At 44.5% G+C, this 21,487-nt stretch carries 20 protein-coding genes and 1 pseudogene; 8 read left to right on the forward strand and 13 right to left on the reverse strand.

What is annotated here, in order from left to right; translation table 11 throughout:
* The coding region (locus tag VX730_04330) for a winged helix-turn-helix domain-containing protein (protein MEC9291610.1) at positions 1–330 on the reverse strand (330 nt) is incomplete at its 3' end.
* An 85-nt stretch (positions 331–415) separates the two neighbouring features.
* On the reverse strand, positions 416–1,219 hold the full coding sequence (gene proC / locus VX730_04335; protein MEC9291611.1) for a pyrroline-5-carboxylate reductase: 804 nt from the start codon (positions 1,217–1,219) through the stop codon (positions 416–418).
* Between the two features lie 295 nt (positions 1,220–1,514).
* Between proC and rfaD the strand changes: the two genes are divergently transcribed.
* The 4 genes from rfaD to VX730_04355 are packed head-to-tail and all read left to right on the forward strand — an operon-like array spanning position 1,515 to position 5,162.
* On the forward strand, positions 1,515–2,507 hold the full coding sequence (gene rfaD / locus VX730_04340; protein MEC9291612.1) for an ADP-glyceromanno-heptose 6-epimerase: 993 nt from the start codon (positions 1,515–1,517) through the stop codon (positions 2,505–2,507).
* A gap of 13 nt (positions 2,508–2,520) precedes the next feature.
* Entirely contained in the window at positions 2,521–3,330 is an 810-nt protein-coding gene (gene lgt / locus VX730_04345; protein ID MEC9291613.1) for a prolipoprotein diacylglyceryl transferase, read from the forward strand.
* Positions 3,331–3,377: 47 nt separating this feature from the next.
* On the forward strand, positions 3,378–4,427 hold the full coding sequence (locus tag VX730_04350) for an SAM-dependent methyltransferase (protein MEC9291614.1): 1,050 nt from the start codon (positions 3,378–3,380) through the stop codon (positions 4,425–4,427).
* A 54-nt stretch (positions 4,428–4,481) separates the two neighbouring features.
* A complete protein-coding gene (locus VX730_04355) occupies positions 4,482–5,162 on the forward strand; it encodes a polyphenol oxidase family protein (GenBank protein ID MEC9291615.1) in 681 nt (226 codons plus the stop codon).
* Positions 5,163–5,209: 47 nt separating this feature from the next.
* Here the strand turns inward: VX730_04355 and zupT are convergent, their stop codons facing one another.
* Both zupT and uvrC read right to left on the reverse strand, forming a co-directional pair.
* Positions 5,210–6,067 carry a zinc transporter ZupT gene (zupT, locus tag VX730_04360; GenBank protein MEC9291616.1) on the reverse strand — a complete coding sequence of 286 codons (858 nt, stop codon included), beginning with the start codon at positions 6,065–6,067 and terminating at the stop codon, positions 5,210–5,212.
* Between the two features lie 192 nt (positions 6,068–6,259).
* A complete protein-coding gene (uvrC, locus tag VX730_04365; GenBank protein MEC9291617.1) occupies positions 6,260–8,125 on the reverse strand; it encodes an excinuclease ABC subunit UvrC in 1,866 nt (621 codons plus the stop codon).
* Positions 8,126–8,671: 546 nt separating this feature from the next.
* On the opposite strand from uvrC, the gene VX730_04370 reads away from it, so the two are divergent.
* From VX730_04370 to VX730_04385, 4 genes are all read left to right on the forward strand, one after another.
* Positions 8,672–9,454 (forward strand): NTP transferase domain-containing protein, encoded by a 783-nt coding sequence (locus tag VX730_04370; GenBank protein ID MEC9291618.1) that lies wholly within the window; start codon positions 8,672–8,674, stop codon positions 9,452–9,454.
* Positions 9,444–10,160 carry a hypothetical protein gene (locus VX730_04375; protein ID MEC9291619.1) on the forward strand — a complete coding sequence of 239 codons (717 nt, stop codon included), beginning with the start codon at positions 9,444–9,446 and terminating at the stop codon, positions 10,158–10,160. The genes VX730_04370 and VX730_04375 overlap by 11 nt, the downstream gene beginning before the upstream one ends.
* Positions 10,161–10,209: 49 nt before the next feature.
* On the forward strand, positions 10,210–12,033 hold the full coding sequence (gene glmS, locus VX730_04380) for a glutamine--fructose-6-phosphate transaminase (isomerizing) (GenBank protein ID MEC9291620.1): 1,824 nt from the start codon (positions 10,210–10,212) through the stop codon (positions 12,031–12,033).
* Between the two features lie 153 nt (positions 12,034–12,186).
* Complete coding sequence (locus VX730_04385) at positions 12,187–12,999, forward strand: DUF4870 domain-containing protein (protein MEC9291621.1); 813 nt, start codon at positions 12,187–12,189, stop codon at positions 12,997–12,999.
* Between the two features lie 48 nt (positions 13,000–13,047).
* Here the strand turns inward: VX730_04385 and glpX are convergent, their stop codons facing one another.
* From glpX to murB, 9 genes and pseudogenes are all read right to left on the reverse strand, one after another.
* Positions 13,048–14,046: a class II fructose-bisphosphatase gene (glpX, locus tag VX730_04390; GenBank protein MEC9291622.1), complete on the reverse strand. Its 999-nt coding sequence runs from the start codon at positions 14,044–14,046 to the stop codon at positions 13,048–13,050.
* A complete protein-coding gene (locus VX730_04395) occupies positions 14,031–15,152 on the reverse strand; it encodes a hypothetical protein (protein ID MEC9291623.1) in 1,122 nt (373 codons plus the stop codon). Before VX730_04395 ends, glpX begins: the two co-directional genes overlap by 16 nt.
* A gap of 3 nt (positions 15,153–15,155) precedes the next feature.
* Positions 15,156–15,347, reverse strand: a complete 192-nt coding sequence (locus tag VX730_04400) for a hypothetical protein (GenBank protein MEC9291624.1) — start codon at positions 15,345–15,347, stop codon at positions 15,156–15,158.
* Positions 15,347–16,204 (reverse strand): UDP-3-O-acyl-N-acetylglucosamine deacetylase, encoded by an 858-nt coding sequence (gene lpxC, locus VX730_04405; protein MEC9291625.1) that lies wholly within the window; start codon positions 16,202–16,204, stop codon positions 15,347–15,349. The genes VX730_04400 and lpxC overlap by 1 nt, the downstream gene beginning before the upstream one ends.
* Before the next feature lie 255 nt (positions 16,205–16,459).
* A pseudogene (gene ftsZ, locus VX730_04410) lies at positions 16,460–17,515 on the reverse strand (cell division protein FtsZ).
* 61 nt (positions 17,516–17,576) lie between these two features.
* Complete coding sequence (gene ftsA / locus VX730_04415; GenBank protein ID MEC9291626.1) at positions 17,577–18,833, reverse strand: cell division protein FtsA; 1,257 nt, start codon at positions 18,831–18,833, stop codon at positions 17,577–17,579.
* A gap of 68 nt (positions 18,834–18,901) precedes the next feature.
* Positions 18,902–19,681 (reverse strand): cell division protein FtsQ/DivIB, encoded by a 780-nt coding sequence (locus tag VX730_04420; GenBank protein MEC9291627.1) that lies wholly within the window; start codon positions 19,679–19,681, stop codon positions 18,902–18,904.
* Positions 19,681–20,595, reverse strand: coding sequence for a D-alanine--D-alanine ligase (locus VX730_04425; GenBank protein MEC9291628.1), 915 nt, complete (start codon positions 20,593–20,595; stop codon positions 19,681–19,683). The genes VX730_04420 and VX730_04425 overlap by 1 nt, the downstream gene beginning before the upstream one ends.
* Positions 20,592–21,487: UDP-N-acetylmuramate dehydrogenase (gene murB / locus VX730_04430; protein ID MEC9291629.1), on the reverse strand; the 896-nt coding region annotated here is incomplete at its 5' end. The genes murB and VX730_04425, both read right to left, overlap by 4 nt.

Here is a 21,487-nt window from a genome sequence, read left to right on the forward strand (position 1 = left end):
GGCTGCGCTTACGGAACTCTGTCCAGATGTTGATGTCGGTTGTACAGATTTAATAAATGAACCACGCCCAGGTGACACATCAAGGTATCCATGAGCCCGCAAAATCTGCATAGACTCACGCAATGTTGAACGACTTACAGAATAATAATCACAAAGCTGATGCTCTGTCGGCAGCTTATCGCCTGCCTTTAAAGATCCATTTGTGATCATTGACTTGAAATGATCAGCCATGGACTCAGCAAGGCGCATTCCCGGTTTTTCTGGAATAGGTTCCATAAAAAGCGCTTCAAAAGAGTTTTTCCGAAGCATATGAGGTGTTTGCGGCTCCATAACGTAAGTCCTATTTGGTTCATATCATTTGTATGACATTCACCTTAGCACAACTTATTGTAGAATCAACGCATAAATTACAATTTTAAATAGAGAGTTCTCGAGAGCGTTGCTCCGCTGCATCAAGCGCCTCTTGAACCAAGCTATCAAATTGATTTTTATCGAAAACATTCAGAGCAGCCTCTGTTGTTCCACCTTTACTTGTTACAGCCTGTTTAAGTTGTAGTGGAGTTTTTCCACTCTCTATCTCATTCACTGCAAGGGTCCCCGCCCCTTTTGCTGTCACACAGGCAAGCTTTCTTGCCATAGCCTCATCAAGGCCTAAAGACGTCCCCGCCTTCGTCATTGCATCCATCAAAGCAAAGAAGTAAGCAGGACCGCTTCCTGAAACAGCTGTCACTGCATGCATCTGGTCTTCAGATGTTGTCCAAATCACTTCACCCACAGCCTCAAGCACCGTTGTACAAAGTGCCTTCACCTCAGAAGAAAGAGAGGCATCCCCAACAAGGACACTCATACCGAGACCCACTGCAGCAGGCGTATTCGGCATAGAACGTACAACATGACGATCTTTACTCATATGAGTTTGAATTTGAGACCTTGGAATGCCTGCCATAATAGAGAGCGCTGCCCCACCTTCTTGAATAAGGCTATTCAGCATAGGATAAACCTGTGCGGCAATTTGTGGCTTAACCGCAAGAACAACCAAATCATAAGCCTGCGTTACCTCTGCAGCATCCGCATAGACTTGAACCTCTTTAAAAGGAGAGCCTTTCTCAGCCAGATATGGATCTACCGCATCAATATGAAAAGCGCCTTCTTCTTTAAGAAGCCCACTGGCAATGGCCTGCCCCATATTTCCAAACCCAAGAAACAAGATTTTTTTCATATTTATACATAACCTCATATTCGATCTAAAATTGATTTAAGCACTCCAATAGAGTGCGCTTTGGAAAGAATTTTTGCTTTTGGGGCATGCAATGAGTACTCAGCTCGTACTTGAGCGGGCACTAAAAGTAAAAATTCATCCAAATAAACTTTTTATTCTTGTCTATTAGTGTGCAGAGAGATGTAAGAAGTGTCTAGCTTTAATCCGATAGAAAGCCGCATAACATCTATTTTCAAAACCGCTGTTTTGCGTTACTCTACCCACACATATTTGAGATAAAGAAAGAAACCAACTTATGTATATTGTAACTGGTGCAGCAGGCTTTATTGGCTCTGTCATTGTAGAAGCTCTTAACCGTGAAAAACCAGATACACCTGTTGTGGTGTGCGACTGGCTAGATGCAGATGACCGCTGGAAAAACCTTAGTAAACGTATCATTCATGATATTGTCGCACCCGAAGACCTTGGAAACTTTCTTATCCAACATGAAAAAGAAGTGACAGCAATCATCCATATGGGTGCAGACAGTAGCACAACAACAACAGATATGGATGCCATTACACAAATGAATATCCGCCCAACACTTGACCTGTTTGACTGGTGTGCAAAGCGCAATGTGCCATACATCTATGCATCATCTGCCGCTACATATGGTGATGGAACTCAAGGGTTTGACGATAGTGATCAAATTGAAGATCTACTTCGCCTACAACCTCTTAATGGCTATGGCTTTAGTAAACATATGTGTGATAAAGCTATCGTTAATCGTGAACAAAAACCTTCTCAGTGGGCAGGCCTTAAGTTCTTTAACGTGTACGGCCCTAACGAATACCACAAAGAACGTATGCAAAGCGTTGTGGCGCACTCGTTCCGTCAAATAAAAGAAAACGGCAAAGTTGAACTGTTTAAATCTTATAAAGAAGGCTTTGACCATGGAGGCCAGTCTCGAGACTTTATTTATGTAAAAGATATCGCGCGCATTGTGATTTGGCTCTTAGACACCCCAGAAATTTGCGGCATTTTTAATGTGGGATCAGGCCAAGCAAGAAGTTTTAAAGACCTTGCCACAGCAACATTTACAGCGCTCGAGCAAAAGCCTAATATTAAATATATTGAAATGCCCGACGACCTAAAGGGTAAATATCAATACTATACAGAAGCTAATATGACTGCCTTTCAAAAAGCATATACAGACCTTATGGGCGAAGCGTTTAGGTTTCACACCCTCGAAGAAGGTGTCAAAGATTACGTTCAAAACCACCTCGACCAAGCTGACCCATACCTATAAGGATATTTAAATCATGCTGCCCTTTCCACAAATAGACCCTGTTGCTCTCTATATTGGCCCTCTCCCACTCAGGTGGTATGGCCTTGCGTATGTTGCAGGGTTTATCCTTGGGCTTTATGCATTTAAATATCTATGTAACAACATGAAGGATTCAGTCATCACCAAAAAGCATGTGGATGACTACTTTGTCTGGATTATTATTGGAGTTATCCTTGGCGGACGTCTTGGGTATGTATTCTTCTATAATTTTAGTTACTACATTCAAAACCCTATACAAATCCTCCAAACATGGCATGGCGGCATGTCTTTCCATGGTGGCGCACTTGGCTGCCTTATCGCCACAATGCTCTTCGCATGGAAGAAAAACCTGCCAATTTGGCAATTATCCGATAAATTAGCCGTTGTTGTACCCATTGGCCTTTTCTTTGGTCGTATTGCCAATTTCATCAATGGAGAGCTCTACGGGCGCCCAACAGACCTCCCTTGGGGCATGGTATTCCCAACAGCAGACGAGCTGCCAAGACATCCGTCACAGCTTTACGAGGCCGCACTAGAAGGCATTGTTTTATTTATCATTTTATGGGTAATGGCACGCAAAAACCCTCGCCCTTGGACCCTTACAGGTACCTTCCTTGTTGGTTATGGCGCATTTAGATTCCTCATTGAATATGCCCGTATGCCAGACTCACACTTACAAGACGGCATATTTACAACAATTACCATGGGGCAAATTTTATGCTTGCCAATGGTTTTGTTAGGTGTATACTATTTATTCATAAGCAGAGGCCGTGCCTCTATTACAACAAAAGAAACAACTAAATAGGGACGTGAGCCTTCTGTGGGAATAACCTGTAATGATAGGCAAATACCATGATGAAGGATTTAATTGTACAACGCATTAAGGACAGAGGTCCTCTAAACGTTGCAGACTACATGTCTCTATGTCTTTACGAGCCGAATCACGGCTACTACATGACACGCGACCCATTCGGTACAGCTGGTGACTTCACAACAGCACCAGAAATGACTCAGCTCTTTGGTGAAATGATTGGTATTTGGGTGATTGACCTTTGGCAAAAGCTTGGGTGCCCAGAACCTTTCCACCTTGTTGAAGCAGGTCCAGGCCGCGGAACGCTTATGAAAGATGTCCTCCGTACCCTCCAAAAAGTACGCGCAACATGCTACCAAAACGCAAAGGTGCACTTGGTTGAAATCAGCCCACACCTCAAGTCTATCCAAATGGATACACTCAGCGAGCATGAAGATGTAACGTGGACAAACAACATTGAAGATATTGATTTTGACGCCCCTGTTATTCTTATTGGTAACGAAGTGCTGGACGCCTTCCCTGTAAGACAGTTCCAGAAAACACCAGACGGATACAAAGAACGTATTATTGAACTAAGCGGCAACAAGCTTGCTTACACAACAAGTGACCGTTCATATACGTTCCACAACACAGATGCTGAATTTATTGAAACATATGATGCGATGGAAAAATTCCTCCGCAGCGTGAAGCGTTCAATCAAAAAAGGTGCAGCGCTGTTTATTGATTACGGTGCAGCTGGCGGTAGCGCAGATACGCTGCAAGCGCTCGCGAAGCACCAAACAGTAGACGTGCTCGAAAACCCTGGACAAGCAGACCTGACAACACATGTGAACTTCAACTTTGTTGCAGATATCTTTGGCTCAAACACACTTGGCCCAACAGATATGGGATACTTCCTTACACAGATGGGACTGCCAATTCGCGCTGCCACTCTTCTAGAAAACACAGAAGGTGAAGAGCGTGAAAACATGCAAGCCGCGATTCACAGACTCATGCACCCGAGCCAAATGGGTAGCCTGTTTAAAGTGCTTTGCTGGCGCACACAAGGGGTTCCGGATCCTGCAGGATTTCAGAATACCTTCTTCCAATAAATAGAAGTTTGTGGCACACTGCTTCCCTGAAGAAGAAGAGTTTTAGGGGAACCCATGAAATTTATTGAAGCAGATGTTCTATTTCCACATGCTGAGCATGCCTTTGGCACAAAAGAAGGCAGCCACGATAACGTGGAAGATACCATCCGTGACTACACAGAGATTCTAGGGCCTATCGCCCACATGCGCCAAGTTCACGGCGACCGCATTGTTTATGCTGGCGAACCTCGCGTATATCCAGAAGCTGATGCCATCGTAACAGACCGTCCAGACCTATGGCTGGCTGTAAAAACAGCTGATTGCGTTCCTGTTCTTCTAAGCTGCCCACAAGCCGTTGCTGCTGTACACTGCGGCTGGCGCGGCCTACAGCAAGATATTCTTGCAAAAACAATTGAAGTTCTTCAAAACGACCTTGGCGTAAGCAGCACAGATATTCACATGCTAATTGGCCCATGTATTCGCCAACATAACTACGAAGTTGAGAACGAGTTTAAGACACACTTCCCTGAAAAGTTCTTTAGACCGTCTGAAAAAGAAGGCTTTAGCCGTCTTGATCTTGCAGGTGTCGCAAAGTGGCAGGCGACTGAAGCTGGCCTCATTGATCTAAATATCCATGACACGCGTCACTGTACGTTTGATAAAGTGGATATGTTTAACTCTCACCGCCGTAACAAAGAAGAAGGCAATCAGGACTACAACGTTCAGCTTTCTCTCATTAAGCGTAGAGATTCTTAAGATTTAAAAAGCCACCGCTTGCGGTGGCTTTTTCTTTTATCATCATTCTAATGCAGAAGCACAAGGCTCACAGCCATAACAGCCATACCACAAATCACACCAATAAGTGTCTCCTTACCACGACTATAACGGCGTGAAGCAGGTAAAAGCTCATCTAGGCCTAGCACAACCATAAAACCAGCAATAGTAGCCAGAACCATTCCCATAAGAATCTCACTCATAAATGGCTTTAAAACAATATAGCCTAGCAGTGCACCAACCGGTTCTGCCACCCCACTTAGCGCTGCATATGCAAACGCCTTCTTTTTACTCTGTGTCGCATAGTAAATTGGTACAGCCACACTCACACCTTCAGGAATGTTATGCAGCGCAATCGCAGCTGCTACAACCAAACCAAGTTCAGGTTCACTGAGTGTCGCAAAAAATGTTGCCATACCTTCAGGCAGGTTGTGTAAGCTAATCGCAAGTGCTGCCAGTACGCCAAGTTTCTTAAGTAAGATCGCATCATGAATATGAACATGTCCATGTTCGTGCTCATGACCAGCAGCCATGTCTTCCACACAGTCTTTATCGCGCTGTAAATGTGGGTTTAATAGCTTAGGCGTTACCCAGTTCATAAATAAGAAAAGTAAAATACCAATAAAGAACATCATCACAGCCAGATAAGCTACATGTCCTTCTCCTGTTGCTGGTGCAAGCATTTCACTCGCTTCATAAAAGAACTCTGTAAAGGAAATATAAATCATTGCTCCAGCACTAAATGCCAAAGATAAAGCTAGCAGACGCACATTACTATAATGAGCAAAAATAAGAGCGACTGTTCCAAGCACCGTGGAGGCCCCAGCCGCAGCTGTAAAGAGGAATGCGAGAAGCACAGGATGCTGCGCTGCAAATGTATCGAGCATGTAAAACCTTTCTTAAACTCTAACAAGTATGGAGGTTCTAGACAAAAATTCAAGCCCCAACCTCTTATGCTTTATATACGAGATCGTAGCGAAAATTACTTTTTGCGAGAACTGTCGCACAGTGTATTTAAAATACATGAGCAAAGGATGCGCAGAAAAAAGTGATTTGCAGCACGACTTTCGTACATAAAGCTAGCCGTGGAAGAATCCATAGATATGTTCGGCAATGCTTTTGCTAATGCCTTCTACTTGCATCAACTGGCTCACACTTGCTCCCTCTACACCAGAAGCAGATCCAAACGCAAGTAGCAAAGCTTTCTTACGTTTTGCACCAATTCCAGGAATTTGATCCAGCTTAGAGGTCACCATTTCCTTAGAGCGTTTTTGCCTATGGAAGTTAATGGCAAAGCGGTGCGCCTCATCACGAATTTGCTGAAGAAGGAAAATAAGTGGCGTGTCTTTTTCAATAGGAAGTGCTTCTTTTAAGCCATAACGCCAGATGACTTCCAAACCTTTATCACGCTCCTCTCCCTTTGCAATGGCACAGAGAACAACTTTTCCATTATAGAGGAGACCTAGCTCATCAAATACTTCTACAAGCACACGTAAATGTCCTTTACCACCATCCACCATCACAACTGTTGGCCAAACTGGTGGCTCAGTTTTTTCCTTGCGCGCTTTTTCTGTTTCTCTCGCCATACGCCCATAACGACGCGTCAAGGCTTCACGCATCATGGCGTAATCATCAGGAGTATTTTTAACGGTAATAGAGAACTTACGATACTCGGATTTCAGCATTCCCTCTTCCCCCGCTACCACAAGAGAGGCCACAGGGTTGGTTCCTGAAATATTGGAAATATCAAACGTTTCAACACGACTGACTTCCGGCACTCCAAGCACCTCAGCAAAGGCTGCCATCTGCTTTTTCCAACCTGCGCCTGCAGCACCTTTACGCTTAAAAGCCTGTTCTGCATTTAAAGAGGCTTTTTTCACCATTTGATGTTTATCGCCACGGCTTGGTGACTGCACCGAAACAGCTCGACCTTCATTACGCTCTTTCAGGTAAGAGAGAAGCGAGTCCATATCTCCCGGCATATCTGATACAAAAATTTCTTTTGGGGGACGACGTGTCCCGTAGTGAAGCGCAAGGAAAACGCGCATCACCTCTGATGCCTCTTCCGCTTCTACACCTTTAGGGTAAAACACGTGGTTCCCCACATGCTGACCAGCACGGTAGTAAAAGACCTGTACAGCCGCTTCACCGCCTTGCATGTACATACCTACAACATCAGCATCTACCAATGCATTGGTTGTGGCATGTTGCGGTGTAAGAACTTGCTGCAGCGCTTTTAAACGATCACGATATTCCGCTGCCACTTCATAACGCATATCGGCAGATGCTTTTTGCATCCCTTCTGAAAGTGCCTTTTGAACCTGAGCACCATTCCCTTTTAAGAATGCCCTCGCTTGCGTGATTAAGTCATCATACTCTTTTGTTGATACTTTACCCACACAAGGCGCACTACAGCGCTTAATATCATATTTCAGGCAAGGCCTTGTACGGTTCTTAAATACACTATCAGCACAAGTACGTAGCCTAAACACACGCTCCATTAAATCAATTGTACGATAGACAGCATCACCACTTGGGTATGGACCATACAATTCCCCACTTACATCCTTCTTGCCTCTATAGGGCATCAAGCGCGGCGTTTCATCGCCTGTAATACGAATAGAGAGGTAACTCGTATCATCACGAAAAAGAATATTGTATTTTGGCTTTAAACTTTTAATAAGGTTAATTTCAAGAAGAAGCGCTTCTGACTCGGTTTCTGTCTCTACAAGAATCAGTTCACGTGTTTCAAACACCATACGCTTAATGCGCTGCGTTAACGTTTCAAACTGTGTGTAGTTGGTTAGGCGATTTTTCAGGTTCTTCGCTTTACCCACATAAAGCACATCGCCTTTTTCATTCAGCATACGGTAAACACCAGGCGATGACGGCGCCTGTTTAAGCTGCTCTTTAAGATATGTTACACCTGCATTTTCCTGAACCATGCCCCAGACTACTATGACTGCCTACCTCTTAACAAGCTCTACATATCTCCCCACTTTTATAGAAGATGGTTTTGCACATCTTTATTACGAACGTACTTTTTGCTTTTAAAGGTGCGCAAAGTAACAGGCTTACTTAAGCAGTATTTAAAAGCAAAAAGGGCGCCGTAATAGAATGTGCAAAAAAGTTATCCACGGAAGCTGTGGATAACTCTGTGGAAAAGCATGTGGATGACACAAACATGTCACAGAAGTCTGCACCCAAGTACAGATTGCTCATTTTTAGTGCACTTTTATTAGTTATTACTTTTCATACACTTACACCAAAAAACAACACACTAACACGGTCACTTAATGTACATTATGACTTGACACCCCATTTGTGGATAAACCGTATGCAACGTATGCAATTTTCAAACGCAATAAAGGTTTTGTTTTTTAAGTTTTTTTTTGAAATCAAGTCAAAATTTTACGTTTTTTGCATTTTTTAGAGGTGTTTTTGACGACTTAACGTTCTTTGGTGAGGCGTTTTTTGATATACTCGCTTCCATGAAAAATTTAGTGACTCTTATCCTTGCCGCAGGGCAAGGTAAGCGTATGAAGAGCGACATGCCAAAAGTTCTCGTTCCTATGGCGGGTAAGGCTATGCTTTCTCATGTGCTAGATGCAGCCGCTCCACTTGGAGCTGAACGAACATTGGTTATTGTTGGCCATAAAGCAGACGATGTGCGTGCGCACCTTGCAAATAACCATGCTGGTTCCGAATCTGTTTTTGCAGAGCCTCTCGGCACAGGATACGCCGTAAGAGAATGTGGCCCTTCACTTAAAGGCTTTGAAGGGATGGCTCTTATTCTAACAGGAGACTGCCCTCTTATTACAACAGAACTTCTCGAAGAGCTGGTTGCTAAACACAAATCAGAAGAGCATGTGATTAGCTTTATCTCTACCATTGCTGAAGACCCTACAGGCCTTGGTCGTGTTATTCGTGATGAATCTGGCCATGTGCAACGTGTTGTTGAGCATAAAGATGCTTCAACTGAAGAGCTACAAGTGAAAGAAATCAACACGGGCCTTTATCTTGTCAACTGCCCTGAACTATTTGAACTTCTTGCCGATGTGAACAATAATAATGCACAAGGTGAATACTACCTACCAGACATCATGGCACTCGCTCTAGAGCGCAAGATGAAAATTGGCACATTCACGTGCAGCAACGGGCTTGGGCTTCTAGGTGTAAACTCACCTGAACAGCTAGAAAGCGCTGAAGCACTCTACAACAAAGGCACTATGAATTACCCAGAATATAAAGAAGGCTTAAAACATGCAGGTTAAAGACCTTTTCTTTGCAGATGACCTTTCATACAAATTGACAGGCTTTATTGCAAACTACACTTCACCAGTTGAGCTCCTCAACAACTTCCACACACTTATGGAAGATGTAAAAGGCCAAACTATTAAAGGAACCGTGCAAGAAGGCGCCATTATTCAAGGCGACGTCTTTATTGATGAAGGCAGTGTGGTACATGCTGGTGTGGTGATTGAAGGCCCCGTTTACATCGGTAAAAATGTTTCTGTACGCCCACACGCAAACCTGCGTAAAGGGTGCTACCTTGATGATGAAGTAGTTATTGGCCATGGGGCTGATATTAAAAACGCTCTTCTTATGCGCGGTGCAAAAGTGCAAGACGGCACATTCTGTGGTGACAGCGTTGTTGGCCGCGGCGGCCGCGTAGGAAGCGGAACCATTCTCGCGAACCGTAAGTTTAACCAAACCAACATTAAGATTGACCTTGATGGCGTACAGGATAGTGGTCGCGATTTCTTCGGTGCGATCCTTGGTGATTACTCTCGCCTAGCAGCAAATGTTGTGACATCACCAGGTACTGTTGTTGGTGCTTACACATGGGTAGGCAGTGGCGTTGTACTTAACGGTACAATTCCAGCAGATACACTTGTAACCGTGAAGCAAGAACTTGAAACACGCACAAAAGATCGCGTAGATCTAAAAAGCGGTATCGGGGAATACGAACATCTTTAATAGAGCAGAAAAAGCTCTCTAAAATAACAATAAAAAGGGGAAGAGAACAATGTGTGGAATCGTCGGTGTTATTGGAGATACCAACTCAGCATCTCAAGTTCTAGAAGGCTTAAAACGTCTAGAATACCGTGGCTATGATAGCTCAGGGATCGCGCAAAATACAGGATCCTCTGTAGAAATTCGTAAAAGCGCTGGTAAAATTAGTGCCCTTGAAGCACTGATTGAAAGCATGCCTTTTAGTGCATCAGCTGGTAGCGCCATTGGTCACACACGCTGGGCAACACATGGCGCCCCAAATGAAGGCAACGCACACCCGCATAAAAGCGGCGCTTGCACCGTTGTTCATAACGGTATCATTGAAAATTACCAAGACATTAAAACAATGCTTGAAGGTAAAGGCCGTACGTTTGCTTCACAAACGGATACGGAAGTGATCCCTGCCCTTGTGGACTTTTACATGAGCGAGGGCAAAACACTTCTTGAAGCTGTGCAAACAGCCGTGAGTGAATTTGAGGGGGCCTTTGCCATTACAATTATGCATGAAGGTGATGCAGATACACTCATTGCAGCGCGCCGTGGCGCCCCTCTTGTAGTTGGATTTGGTGATGGTTGCAACTATGTAGGTTCAGACCCTATTGCCCTTGCACCATACACAAATAAATTCCTCTTCCTTGAAGAAGATGACATTGCAGAAGTGACAAAAGACAGCGTAAACATCACGCGTCCAGATGGCTCTGCTGCGACACGTAAAACAAAACTCATTGATGTAAACAGCGCCCTTGTTGGTAAAGCAGGCTACAACCACTTTATGCTGAAAGAAATTCATGAGCAGCCAGATGTGGTGAGCCGCATGCTTGAGAAATACCTTGCAGGCGACAACGTAAAGCTGCCAGAGCTTCCATGTGACCTCAGCGCAGCTCCGCAAATCAACATTGTTGCCTGTGGTACTGCTTACTACGCAAGCCTTGTTGGTAAATACATGCTAGAAAACGCTGGCACCGTTCCTGTGAACGTAGATGTTGCAAGTGAGTTCCGTTACCGCAACCCACCACTTCTTAAAGGCGGTATTTTTGTAGCCGTTTCTCAAAGCGGTGAAACAGCTGATACACTTGCTGCTGTTGAGCACGCAAAAGCAAATGGCCAGTTTATTGTGACTCTTACAAACACGCCAACCAGCTCTATTGCCCGCATTAGTGATGCTGTGATTGACTTCCAAGCCGGCACTGAAATTGCCGTGGCATCAACAAAATGCTTCATTGGCATGCTGACAGCGTTCAACCTGATGAGCCTAAAAATGCTTGAAGAAAAAGGTGCTGATACAGCAGAGCGCCAAGCATGGACACAAGCCCTTCGCGAACTACCAACACAAATTGGTAAAGCCGTTTCAAATACAAAAGCTATTGAAGCTCTTGCACATAAAGTGAAGAAGGCTTCTAGCATGCTGTACCTTGGGCGTGGCTCACTTGCTCCAATTGCAAGCGAAGGTGCTCTCAAAATTAAAGAAATTTCATACATTCATGCTGAGGCCTATGCGTCAGGTGAAATGAAACACGGTCCAATCGCATTGGTTGATGAAACACTTCCTGTCATTAACTTGGCCTCCTCAACAGATGGCCTGCTTGAAAAAACCATCTCAAACATGCAAGAAGTGAATGCACGTGGCGGGCAGGTGGTTCTTGTTGGTGATAAAGAGGCCCTTAAAGCCGCACCAGAAATTGAGCGTAGTGAAATTCTAGTTCCAGAATCCCACCCAACCGTGGCACCCATTCTATTCACCATCCCAATGCAGCTTCTGGCTTACCATGTGGCTGTCCTTAAAGGGACAGACGTTGACCAACCAAGAAACCTCGCTAAATCAGTAACAGTAGAATAATAAAAGGGCCTTAAAGGCCCTTTTTTAATACTCATTTCCATTTGACTCGTATACAGTGCATACGTATTATGTAGATAAATTCTGATCTATGTTCCTTTACCAGTGATGGAGTTCGCCATGTCAACTCGAGCTAAAGGCACGATCTATAGTGCCATGCTACATCTTATCCCCCTTCTCATTACGCTCTTTATCTTCCCATTTGCGGGAATATTGGTCGTTCTCATTTTGTGGGTGATTAAAAAGGATAAGAACGCGCTCGTTGATCAACATGGGCGCGCAAGTTTGAAATTTCAAGCAATTCTCATCGGATTGCACGCCATATTTTTTGGCGTCTTGTTTTCCATCATTTCTATATATGCTGGAAGCTTCACCCTCATGGGCAATACAAGGTACTCTCTTGACCTATACATTGCCTTTAACGTGACTGGTAACTATGCATTTGCAACCACAACCTTTGTTGCATTTGCCGCCCTTAATGCCCTCACAATTATCTACCCTATGGTGAATGTTGTTCGCGCACTCATGGGTAAAACCAGCCTAAATGCCTCCTCCCCTTCTTCTCAAAAGCCAGAAAAGGACGATTCAATGCCTGCATCTCAGCATAATGACAATTCAACTTATGGCGGGTTTATTCATATTGCCCCCCTTGTTGCAAGCTTCATTGGAACTCCCTTGCTTGGGCTGCTTGTCGCCTTTGCTATGTGGACAGCAAGAAAAGATGATAACTTCATTGATCATCACGGCAGGGAAACCATGCGGTTTCAGCTCTTTATGATCCTGTATGCTTTTATAGGAATCATGCTGTTCCTGATCGTCTTCCCAGTTGGCCTGTTGCTACTGATTGCACAAGCCATTTTGGGTATTGTTTGCCCCATCATTGGGTGCTCCAAAGCCTTTGGCGGTGAGTATTATGCTTACCCCTTTGTCTTTAGCCCACGCCGCCGTGCGACAAATACCCAAGATTAAAATCGAATAAAAAAGCCCGCCGTTCGGCGGGCTTTTTTTAAGTACTTATTAGTTCTGATGGAATGTCTCTACACGACGTACAGTTCCTGTATGAGAGCGCATCACAATGGTATGTGTCATTTCACCACCCTTAACATGACGCACCCCTTTGAGGAAGCTCCCATCTGTAATCCCTGTTGCAGCAAAAATCACTTCACCACCAGCAAGATCTTCTGTCATGTAAACCTTTTCTTCCGTAAGGCCCATCTCTTTCATATCAGCAAGAGCCTTTTCACTATCACGACTATTTTCTACATCTAGACGTCCCATAAAATGACCACCAAGACATTTAAGTGAAGCTGCAGCAAGAACACCTTCAGGTGCACCACCGCTCCCCATATAAATATCCACACCACTTTCAGGAAGAGCTGTTGCCAGCGCACCTGCAATATCACCATCTGAAATAAGTTTAGTGCGCGCACCAACTTTACGGATTGCTTCAAGGTAATGTACATGACGCGGACGTTCAAGAAGGCAAACCACAACATCTTCCACAGCCATTTCTTTTTGGCGGGCGTATTCAGTCACAACCGCATTAGCCGTCATATCTAAAGTAAATTGAGTGATATCTACACCTGCTCCAAAAGCCAGTTTCTTCATCGACATATCAGGCGCCGCAAGAAGCTTACCCTTCTCACCAATAGCAATTACGCTTAGAGCATTATCCAACCCTTTAGAGGCAAGCGTTGTTCCATCTACAGGGTCCACAGCAATATCAACAGGCGTACCTTGCGGCGTACCCAAAACTTCACCGTTATACAGCATTGGCGCATTATCTTTTTCACCTTCACCAATCACGACTGTACCGTAAAGGTCAATCCCGCCAAGTGCTGTGCGCATCGCATCTACAGCAGCGCCATCTAGCGCATTTTTATCACCACGTCCGAGGTGTTTATAAGCTGCGCGTGCGGCTGCTTCTGTTACACGAACAAGCTCAATAGAAACACGGCGATCAATATTGGCTTCAATACGTTCGCCTAGCTCATATTTTCTTACAGCGGATACCATGTGTCATTTCCTTGAAATACGTTATAGATTTTCACACCAAACTCACTTGTTAGGCGATCAATTTCAATTTTGGCCTTATTGGTACGCACCACAGCTGCTTCAATACCATCTTTGGCAATCATAGAGTCTGCAACCACGCTAAATGATGGATGATCTTTACAGAAACTCGCCATACCCATGTTACCTCGAATAAAGTAAAGCACTTCTGTATTTTGCTCAGCACCAGTTAGGTTAGGCTTCACATTCTGCTTAGTAGGCTTAAGGCTTACTACATCAGCCAGAACACTTTCAATAAATGCGCCTTTATAGTGGCGGTATGTCATCATGCGGTTATGGTCATTCAAGGCAACCCAAACCGCTTCATCTGTGTCTTCCACATGGGCAAGTGGCAGGTTCCTATCAAAAAGGAACGGGGCAACAAATACACCATCCATACGAATATCAGCAGTAAGTTTAATCTCATACCCCATACGTTCAGCAAGTAGAATGTCGCAAGCTTCAATATGATCAAGTCCGCGTGGGTTACGCACAACGCCCTTCACAGATGAAAGAACTTGTTCACGCATCAAGTCAGCACGGCGTAGTGTAATCTTACCCATCGCACGCTCACGCACCACATCAACAGCCACATCATTCACTTCAGCGTAAAGCTCAACAGCATCATTAAAGCCAATGTTCTCATCCCTCATGTAACGAAGAAGAGTAGACGGTGCGCCACCAGGAATAAGGAAAATACGTTTAGAGCGAGATTCAATGTTCTTCGCATACTCGCGGCCATCACCCCAAACAGCACCTGAAATAATCAAAGAGGCACCTTTATCAATCACAATGTTCTTATAAGCTTCCCTTTCAGCACCCACAGCCGCAACATTAGTTGCAACAACAGAAAGGCCACTTTCAAGACCAGCCTTAATCACTTTGCCAGATTGCTTAGGGCTATTTAGCGCTTCAATAACAACATCAACACCACCATTTTCTAGAATCGCAGTATCTAGTTCCCCTTCTCCATCCCACACATATGCAAGTTCACGATCTTCTAGCTTCTCAAAGCCTTTTAGAAATTCATCTCTGTACTCTGATGTGGCGTAAAGGGCAACTGTTTTCAAAGGCTATTCTCCTGTACTGAGTAGTTGTTCACGTTTTTTAATAATATCTGAAATTTCATCCTGACTCACAGAATCACCATCTACTGTTGCGGTTGGTTTATCTTCAGGGATTTCTGGCACTGTATAAAGGGGTGGTGCATCAACTTTTGCGCAACCCACAACAGCAAACAAAACAACTAGAAGGCTATAACGCATTATTTCCACCCCCAGTTTGCTTCATCAGAAAGCAGCTTTCTCAGAAGTTTATTGTTCATGCCATGCCCAGGAAGGCGAACTTCAAACTTACCCGCAATCGGGTAACCTGCCATAAAGAAGTCGCCGAGGCAATCGAGTGCCTTATGACGTACAAGCTCATCATCAAAACGCACACCTTCGCTGTTAGAAACAGTACCGTCTTCCATAAGCACCAGTGCACAATCGAGAGAGCCGCCCTTAATTAGACCAAGGTCCTGCATATTTTTCACATCTTTTTCCATACAGAACGTACGTGCTTTTGCAATTTCCTTACGGAACTCGTACTCAGAGCCGTCATATTGACGCTGTGTTGGCTTTCCATATGGGTGCGGATAATCTACAAAAATATCGAGACTAAATTCAGCCGCAGGCTTAACACGTGCCATGCAGATACCCTCTTTAATAGAGATATCTTTCTTCACACGAATCACTTTTACAGGTTCATCAAATTTTTGAATACCGGCAGAATCAATCAACTCCACCCAAGGCTGAGAACTCCCGTCTAAAATTGGAAGCTCGGGGCCATCCACTTCAATCACAAGATTATCAATACCAAGGGCATAAAGAGCTGCCATAAGGTGCTCAACCGTAGAAACTGTTGTGTTGTGATCATTCTTAATCACTGTACAAAGGCGCGTTTCAGAAACAGCATCTGCACATACGTTAATAATACCGCTACCAGGAATCACATCTGTGCGGTTAAATGAAATACCATCAAATTCATCAGCAGGGCACAGCTTAACTGTACATTCTTTACCGCTGTGCAAGCCAACGCCAGAAAGGCTGACTGACTTTTTAAGTGTCGTTTGTTTTCTCATGGCAGTAAGTATACCCTTTTCACAGAGTTTATCACAGCAAAAAGGCCGCCCACTCTGGGGCGACCTCCTTACTTAAGCTTAGTTTGCTTGACGACGTAGAAACGCTGGGATTTCTAGATCATCAAACGCATCTTCTTCGCGCTCTTTCTGTTTTTCAGCAGCTTTTGCAGCAAAGTCGATTGTGCCAGAAACGTCTTCCTGAGCTGGCACAGCAGGAGCAATTGGTGCTTCTTCAGCTTTTACAGCCATATCAGCAGCAGGCTTTGCTTCTTCTTTTGTTTCAACAGCAGGCTTACCTAGACCAAAAGTCATAGAACGCTCACTTGGCGCACGGCGCATAGTCTGAGGAACACCAAGACCAGTTGCCACAACGCTCACACGGATCTTACCTTCCATAGCACTATCAAACGATGTACCAAAGATAATGTTTGCGTCTGGATCAACTTCTTCACGGATACGGTTTGCCGCTTCATCCACTTCGTAAAGTGTCATGTCAGGGCCACCAGTAATGTTAATAAGTACACCTTTTGCACCCGTCATGCTGATACCATCTAGAAGTGGGCTAGAAATTGCCATTTCAGATGCCATGATCGCGCGGTTTTCACCTTCAGCTTCACCTGTACCCATCATAGCCTGGCCCATTTCGCTCATCACAGTTTTGATGTCGTTGAAGTCAAGGTTGATAAAGCCAGGAACGATCATAAGATCAGTCACACCACGAACGCCCTTGTAAAGCACTTCGTCAGCCATCTTGAAAGCGTCCTGAAGAGTTGTGCGCTCAGTTGCGATACGGAAAAGGTTTTGGTTAGGAATAACGATAACAGTGTCAACGTAGCGTTGAAGCTCTTCAATACCAGCTTCGGCATTACGCATACGACGAGACCCTTCAAAAGAGAATGGCTTCGTCACAACAGCAACAGTAAGAATACCTTGCTCTTTTGCAGCCTTAGCAACAACAGGCGCCGCACCAGTACCGGTACCACCACCCATACCACCAGTCACAAACACCATGTGTGAACCGCGTAGCATTTCGCTAATTTCTTCGTAAGATTCTTCAGCAGCTGCCGCACCAATATCAGGGTTTGCACCAGCACCAAGACCTTCTGTCAGCTCTTTACCAAGACGAACATGACTTTCAGCAGGGTTATGAATCAGGGACTGAGCGTCCGTGTTTGCTGCAATAAAGTTTACACCTTGCAGATCAGATTCAATCATATTTTGAACAGCGTTACCGCCTGCTCCACCAACACCAACAACCGTAATTTTCGGCTGATGAGTCTCTTCCGTCGCCATGCTAATTTTTAGTGACATGTGTCTGGCCTCTTATTTTATCGTTATTATTATTCTTTTATTCTGTCAGAGGTTTTCCGTATTAAGACTCTGACTGAAATACTTGCCTAATGGACTGAGTCACCCCACTCCAAAAACCTTTACCTACATTCACGCGGCGAGATGCTCTTGCTTTTGCCGCATATTGGCGTGCGCCGTAAACCACAAGCCCTGCAGCCGTTGAGAACTGCGCACCACCTGAAAGATCCGTCAGACCTTCAAGGGCAACTGGGCGTGCAATACGCACGTTTTTATCTAGAATAACTTCTGCAAGTTGGCGAACACCTTCAAGCTGGCTTGTACCACCAGTGATCACCACACGACGACCAATTGAAGATTCAAAGCCACTTTGCTCAATCTTCTCACGAATCATCTCTAAAATTTCTTCACAACGTGGCTGAATAATCCCTGCAAGCACGCTCTTTGTTACGTGTCCAGGCTCGCTGCCATCGTTTTCACCCACATGCGGGATATCAATTGTCTCATCACCGCTCACCATAGATGACATTGCACAGCCGTACATTGTCTTAATGCGTTCCGCATGAGAAAGAGGCGTTGAAAGACCTCGCGCAATATCATTTGTAATATGGTGACCACCTACTGGAATCACACCAGAGTAAAGAAGTGCACCGTCACCAAAGATTGCGATATCAGATGTACCGCCACCAATGTCTACAAGGCAAACACCGAGCTCTTTTTCATCTTGTACAAGAGAAGACAAACCTGATGCATATGGCTGAACCACAAGCTCTGCCACTTCAAGGTCTGCACGCTCTACACAACGCAGAACATTACGTACTGCTGAAGATGCTGCACTAATAATATGAACTTCACTTTCAAGGCGAGAACCTGTCATGCCGCGAGGGTCACGAATATCGTTTTGACTATCAAGAAGGTATTTTGTCGCTTGGGCGTAAACGATCTGCCTGTCACCTTCAATCTGCTTCGCACGTGCAACTTCAATGACACGTACAATATCGTTATCATCAATCTCGTGGTTATTCAGAACAACCAAACCGTCTGTCATCTGGCTTTTCAGGTGAACTCCACCAAGACTTACATAAACCTCTTCAACATCCACACCCGCCATATCTTCAGCTTGGGCAACTGATTCACGGATTGCATGCTCAATTTGGTCCATATCAATGATAACACCGCGTTTCATACCAGCAGTTACATACTGGCCATACCCTAACACACGCGGGTTAAAGAACTCATCAAGCTCTGCAATAAAACAGCACACTTTGCTAGAGCCAATATCCAGCCCTGCAACAATTGCGTTTTTATTCTTTACAGACATTCAGTTTTCTTACCTTTTGTGCGCCATTTATTTGGGGTACTAAACGCGCTTTTTATACTTACTTTTTATCATACACTATTTTTTTGGCTTTGAGGTGGCCATCCTGCGGACAAATCGACGTTTTCAGGCAGGCGCAAGATAATTCTATCCTCAATTCTAAGGTCAATTACAATACCGCCAACCTTCATTACATCTTTAGAGTCGTTCAATTTCTTCAATTTTTTCATAGCACTAACAGAGGCACCTTCTGGGAGCTGAACAAGGACATTATTTTCAAACATCAAATTCCAGCGTCTTTCACCAATAAATTCAGCAGATGTAATTTTATTGTCGAGGTGTGGGCTTTCTGCAATCATTGCAAATAGCTTCGGTGCGTTTTCAGATGACGAAGTTCCTGTTAAAAGAGGCAAATAATTAAAGATATCCGTCGCCTTATTAATAGGATTCCCTTCTCTATCAATCACATAACGACCATCGTCACTTTGCCAAAGCGCAAGAGGTTTCTTCTCATACAGCTTCACTTTAACCGTTGATGGCAACTGACGCTGAACTTCAGCCTTAGATACCCAAGGCAACTCTTCAACACGTGCTTTCACATCAGCAGCCTTAAAACCAATCAAAGGATCGTTAAAGTTTAGGCCAATTTTTTCACGCAATGCTTGCTGATCTACATACAAAGCACCTTCAACCATAATATGCTTTGCTTTTGCACCAAGAACCTTGGCAATACCATCTTGCTCTAAAAACGCCTTACCAACGCCGTAAGTCACAAGACCACCAAAAACAACAAGAGCGCCAATCACGACGTTTTTAACTGGAAACTTCTTTTTCTTTTGAGTCGAATACATTATGCGACCTTCGTACCTTCCTGATGATAAAGACTTGATGTCATAATTTTTTCTAAAAGAGATTCAAACGTAAAACCAATTGCCTGCGCCATCTCTGGAATTAAACTTGTTTCTGTAAAGCCTGGCAGTGTGTTCATTTCTAGAAACACAACACGCCCCGTCGCTTCATCAAACATAAAGTCTGCACGAGCCACACCAGAACACTTTAGAATTTCGTAAGAAATGACCGTGTAATCTTTCAAGCGTTGAACCACTTCAGCTGGCAAGCTTGGGTTAACCTTATGAACAGAACCGCCTGCTGCATACTTTGCATCATAATCGTAAAACGCATGAGAGCTCTCAGGCATAATTTCTGTAATCGCAAGAACCTCACCATCCATAATACCAACAGTCAGTTCACGGCCTTCAATCATCTCTTCAATCAGAATATCACCAGCATAAACGCGCGTCTTGTTGAGCGCCGCGCTCAACTCTTTTGCATTATGCACAAGGCTCACACCAACAGACGATCCACCATCATTTGGCTTAACCACGCAAGGGTAAGATACATTATCCGTAGACATCTGTGTTGGTACATCTACGCCAGCTAGCATGCAGTGTGCTTTTGCCATGGATTTATCCATACACAACGCAGAAGCGAGAACCGAACTCCCGTTGTAAGGAATATTCAAACTTTCAAGAACAGCCTGCACTGTTCCATCTTCAGACGGTGCACCATGGCCTGCGATAAAGCAGTAATCAGGATTCATGTCCATAAGGTCCATAATCCAATTTGAAGATAGGTTAATTTTCTTTACCGCATATCCAAGTGTTTCAAGGCCCGTAGAAATGGCCTTCGCACTCGCATCAGAAACTTTCGCCTCAGGTGACGTTCCACCATAAAGCACAGCAACCGTTTGTACACCCTGAATCATACTCTACCCCCAAACGCCCCAAGACGTTTTACTTCTGTTGTCATGCGAATCCCATGCTCCGCAAAAATCTTGTCTGCAACTTCATCAGAAAGCGCCACCATATCTTCAGCTGTTGCTGCACCATGGTTCACAAAAAAGTTACTATGCTTCTCACTGACTGCAGCGTCTCCTTTGCGCTGCCCACGCCCACCAACACTATCAACCAACTGCCAAGATTTCATACTCTTAGGGTTTGTAAACCAGCTCCCACTACTTGGCATGTTCAAAGGCTGACTTTCAGAGCGGTCACGGTTAATCTGACGCATTTCTTGCTTAATTTTATCTTTACTACCAGCAGCAAGCTTGAATGTTGCAGATTCAATAACCCATCCATCCTGCACACCGCTTTGACGATACGCAAAATCAAGCTCATGGGGCTTAAACTGAACACGCTCCCCTTCAGGGCTGATCAAGTTAATCGACTCAAGAACATCAACTGTCTCACGTCCGTAAGCGCCTGCGTTCATAAACAAGGCACCGCCAACACTTCCAGGAATGCCGCACCAAAAAGCCAAGCCATCAAGTTCAGCTTCGCGCGCAAAACGTGCCACAGTACCACAGCTCACACCTGCACCCATCGTTAGCTCTTTGCCATCAAGCTGGATATCTTGCGGAAGATCCTTCAAGCGAATCACAACACCATCAAAGCCGTTATCTGAAACTAACGTATTACTTCCATCACCCAACATGGCATGAGGAATACTTTTGCCCGCTTCTTTTTTGAAAGACGTGAGAGAATCAATAGAATCAGGAGACCAAAGAACTTTAGCACGGCCACCAACTTTAAGGGTCGTTAACGCAGAAAGAGGGGCATCAAGCTCAACCCCTCCAGAAAACTTATAATCAAACGGAT

The sequence above is a fragment of the Pseudomonadota bacterium genome (genome assembly GCA_036141575.1).
In the GTDB taxonomy this organism is placed as follows: domain Bacteria; phylum Pseudomonadota; class Alphaproteobacteria; order UBA2136; family JAPKEQ01; genus JAPKEQ01.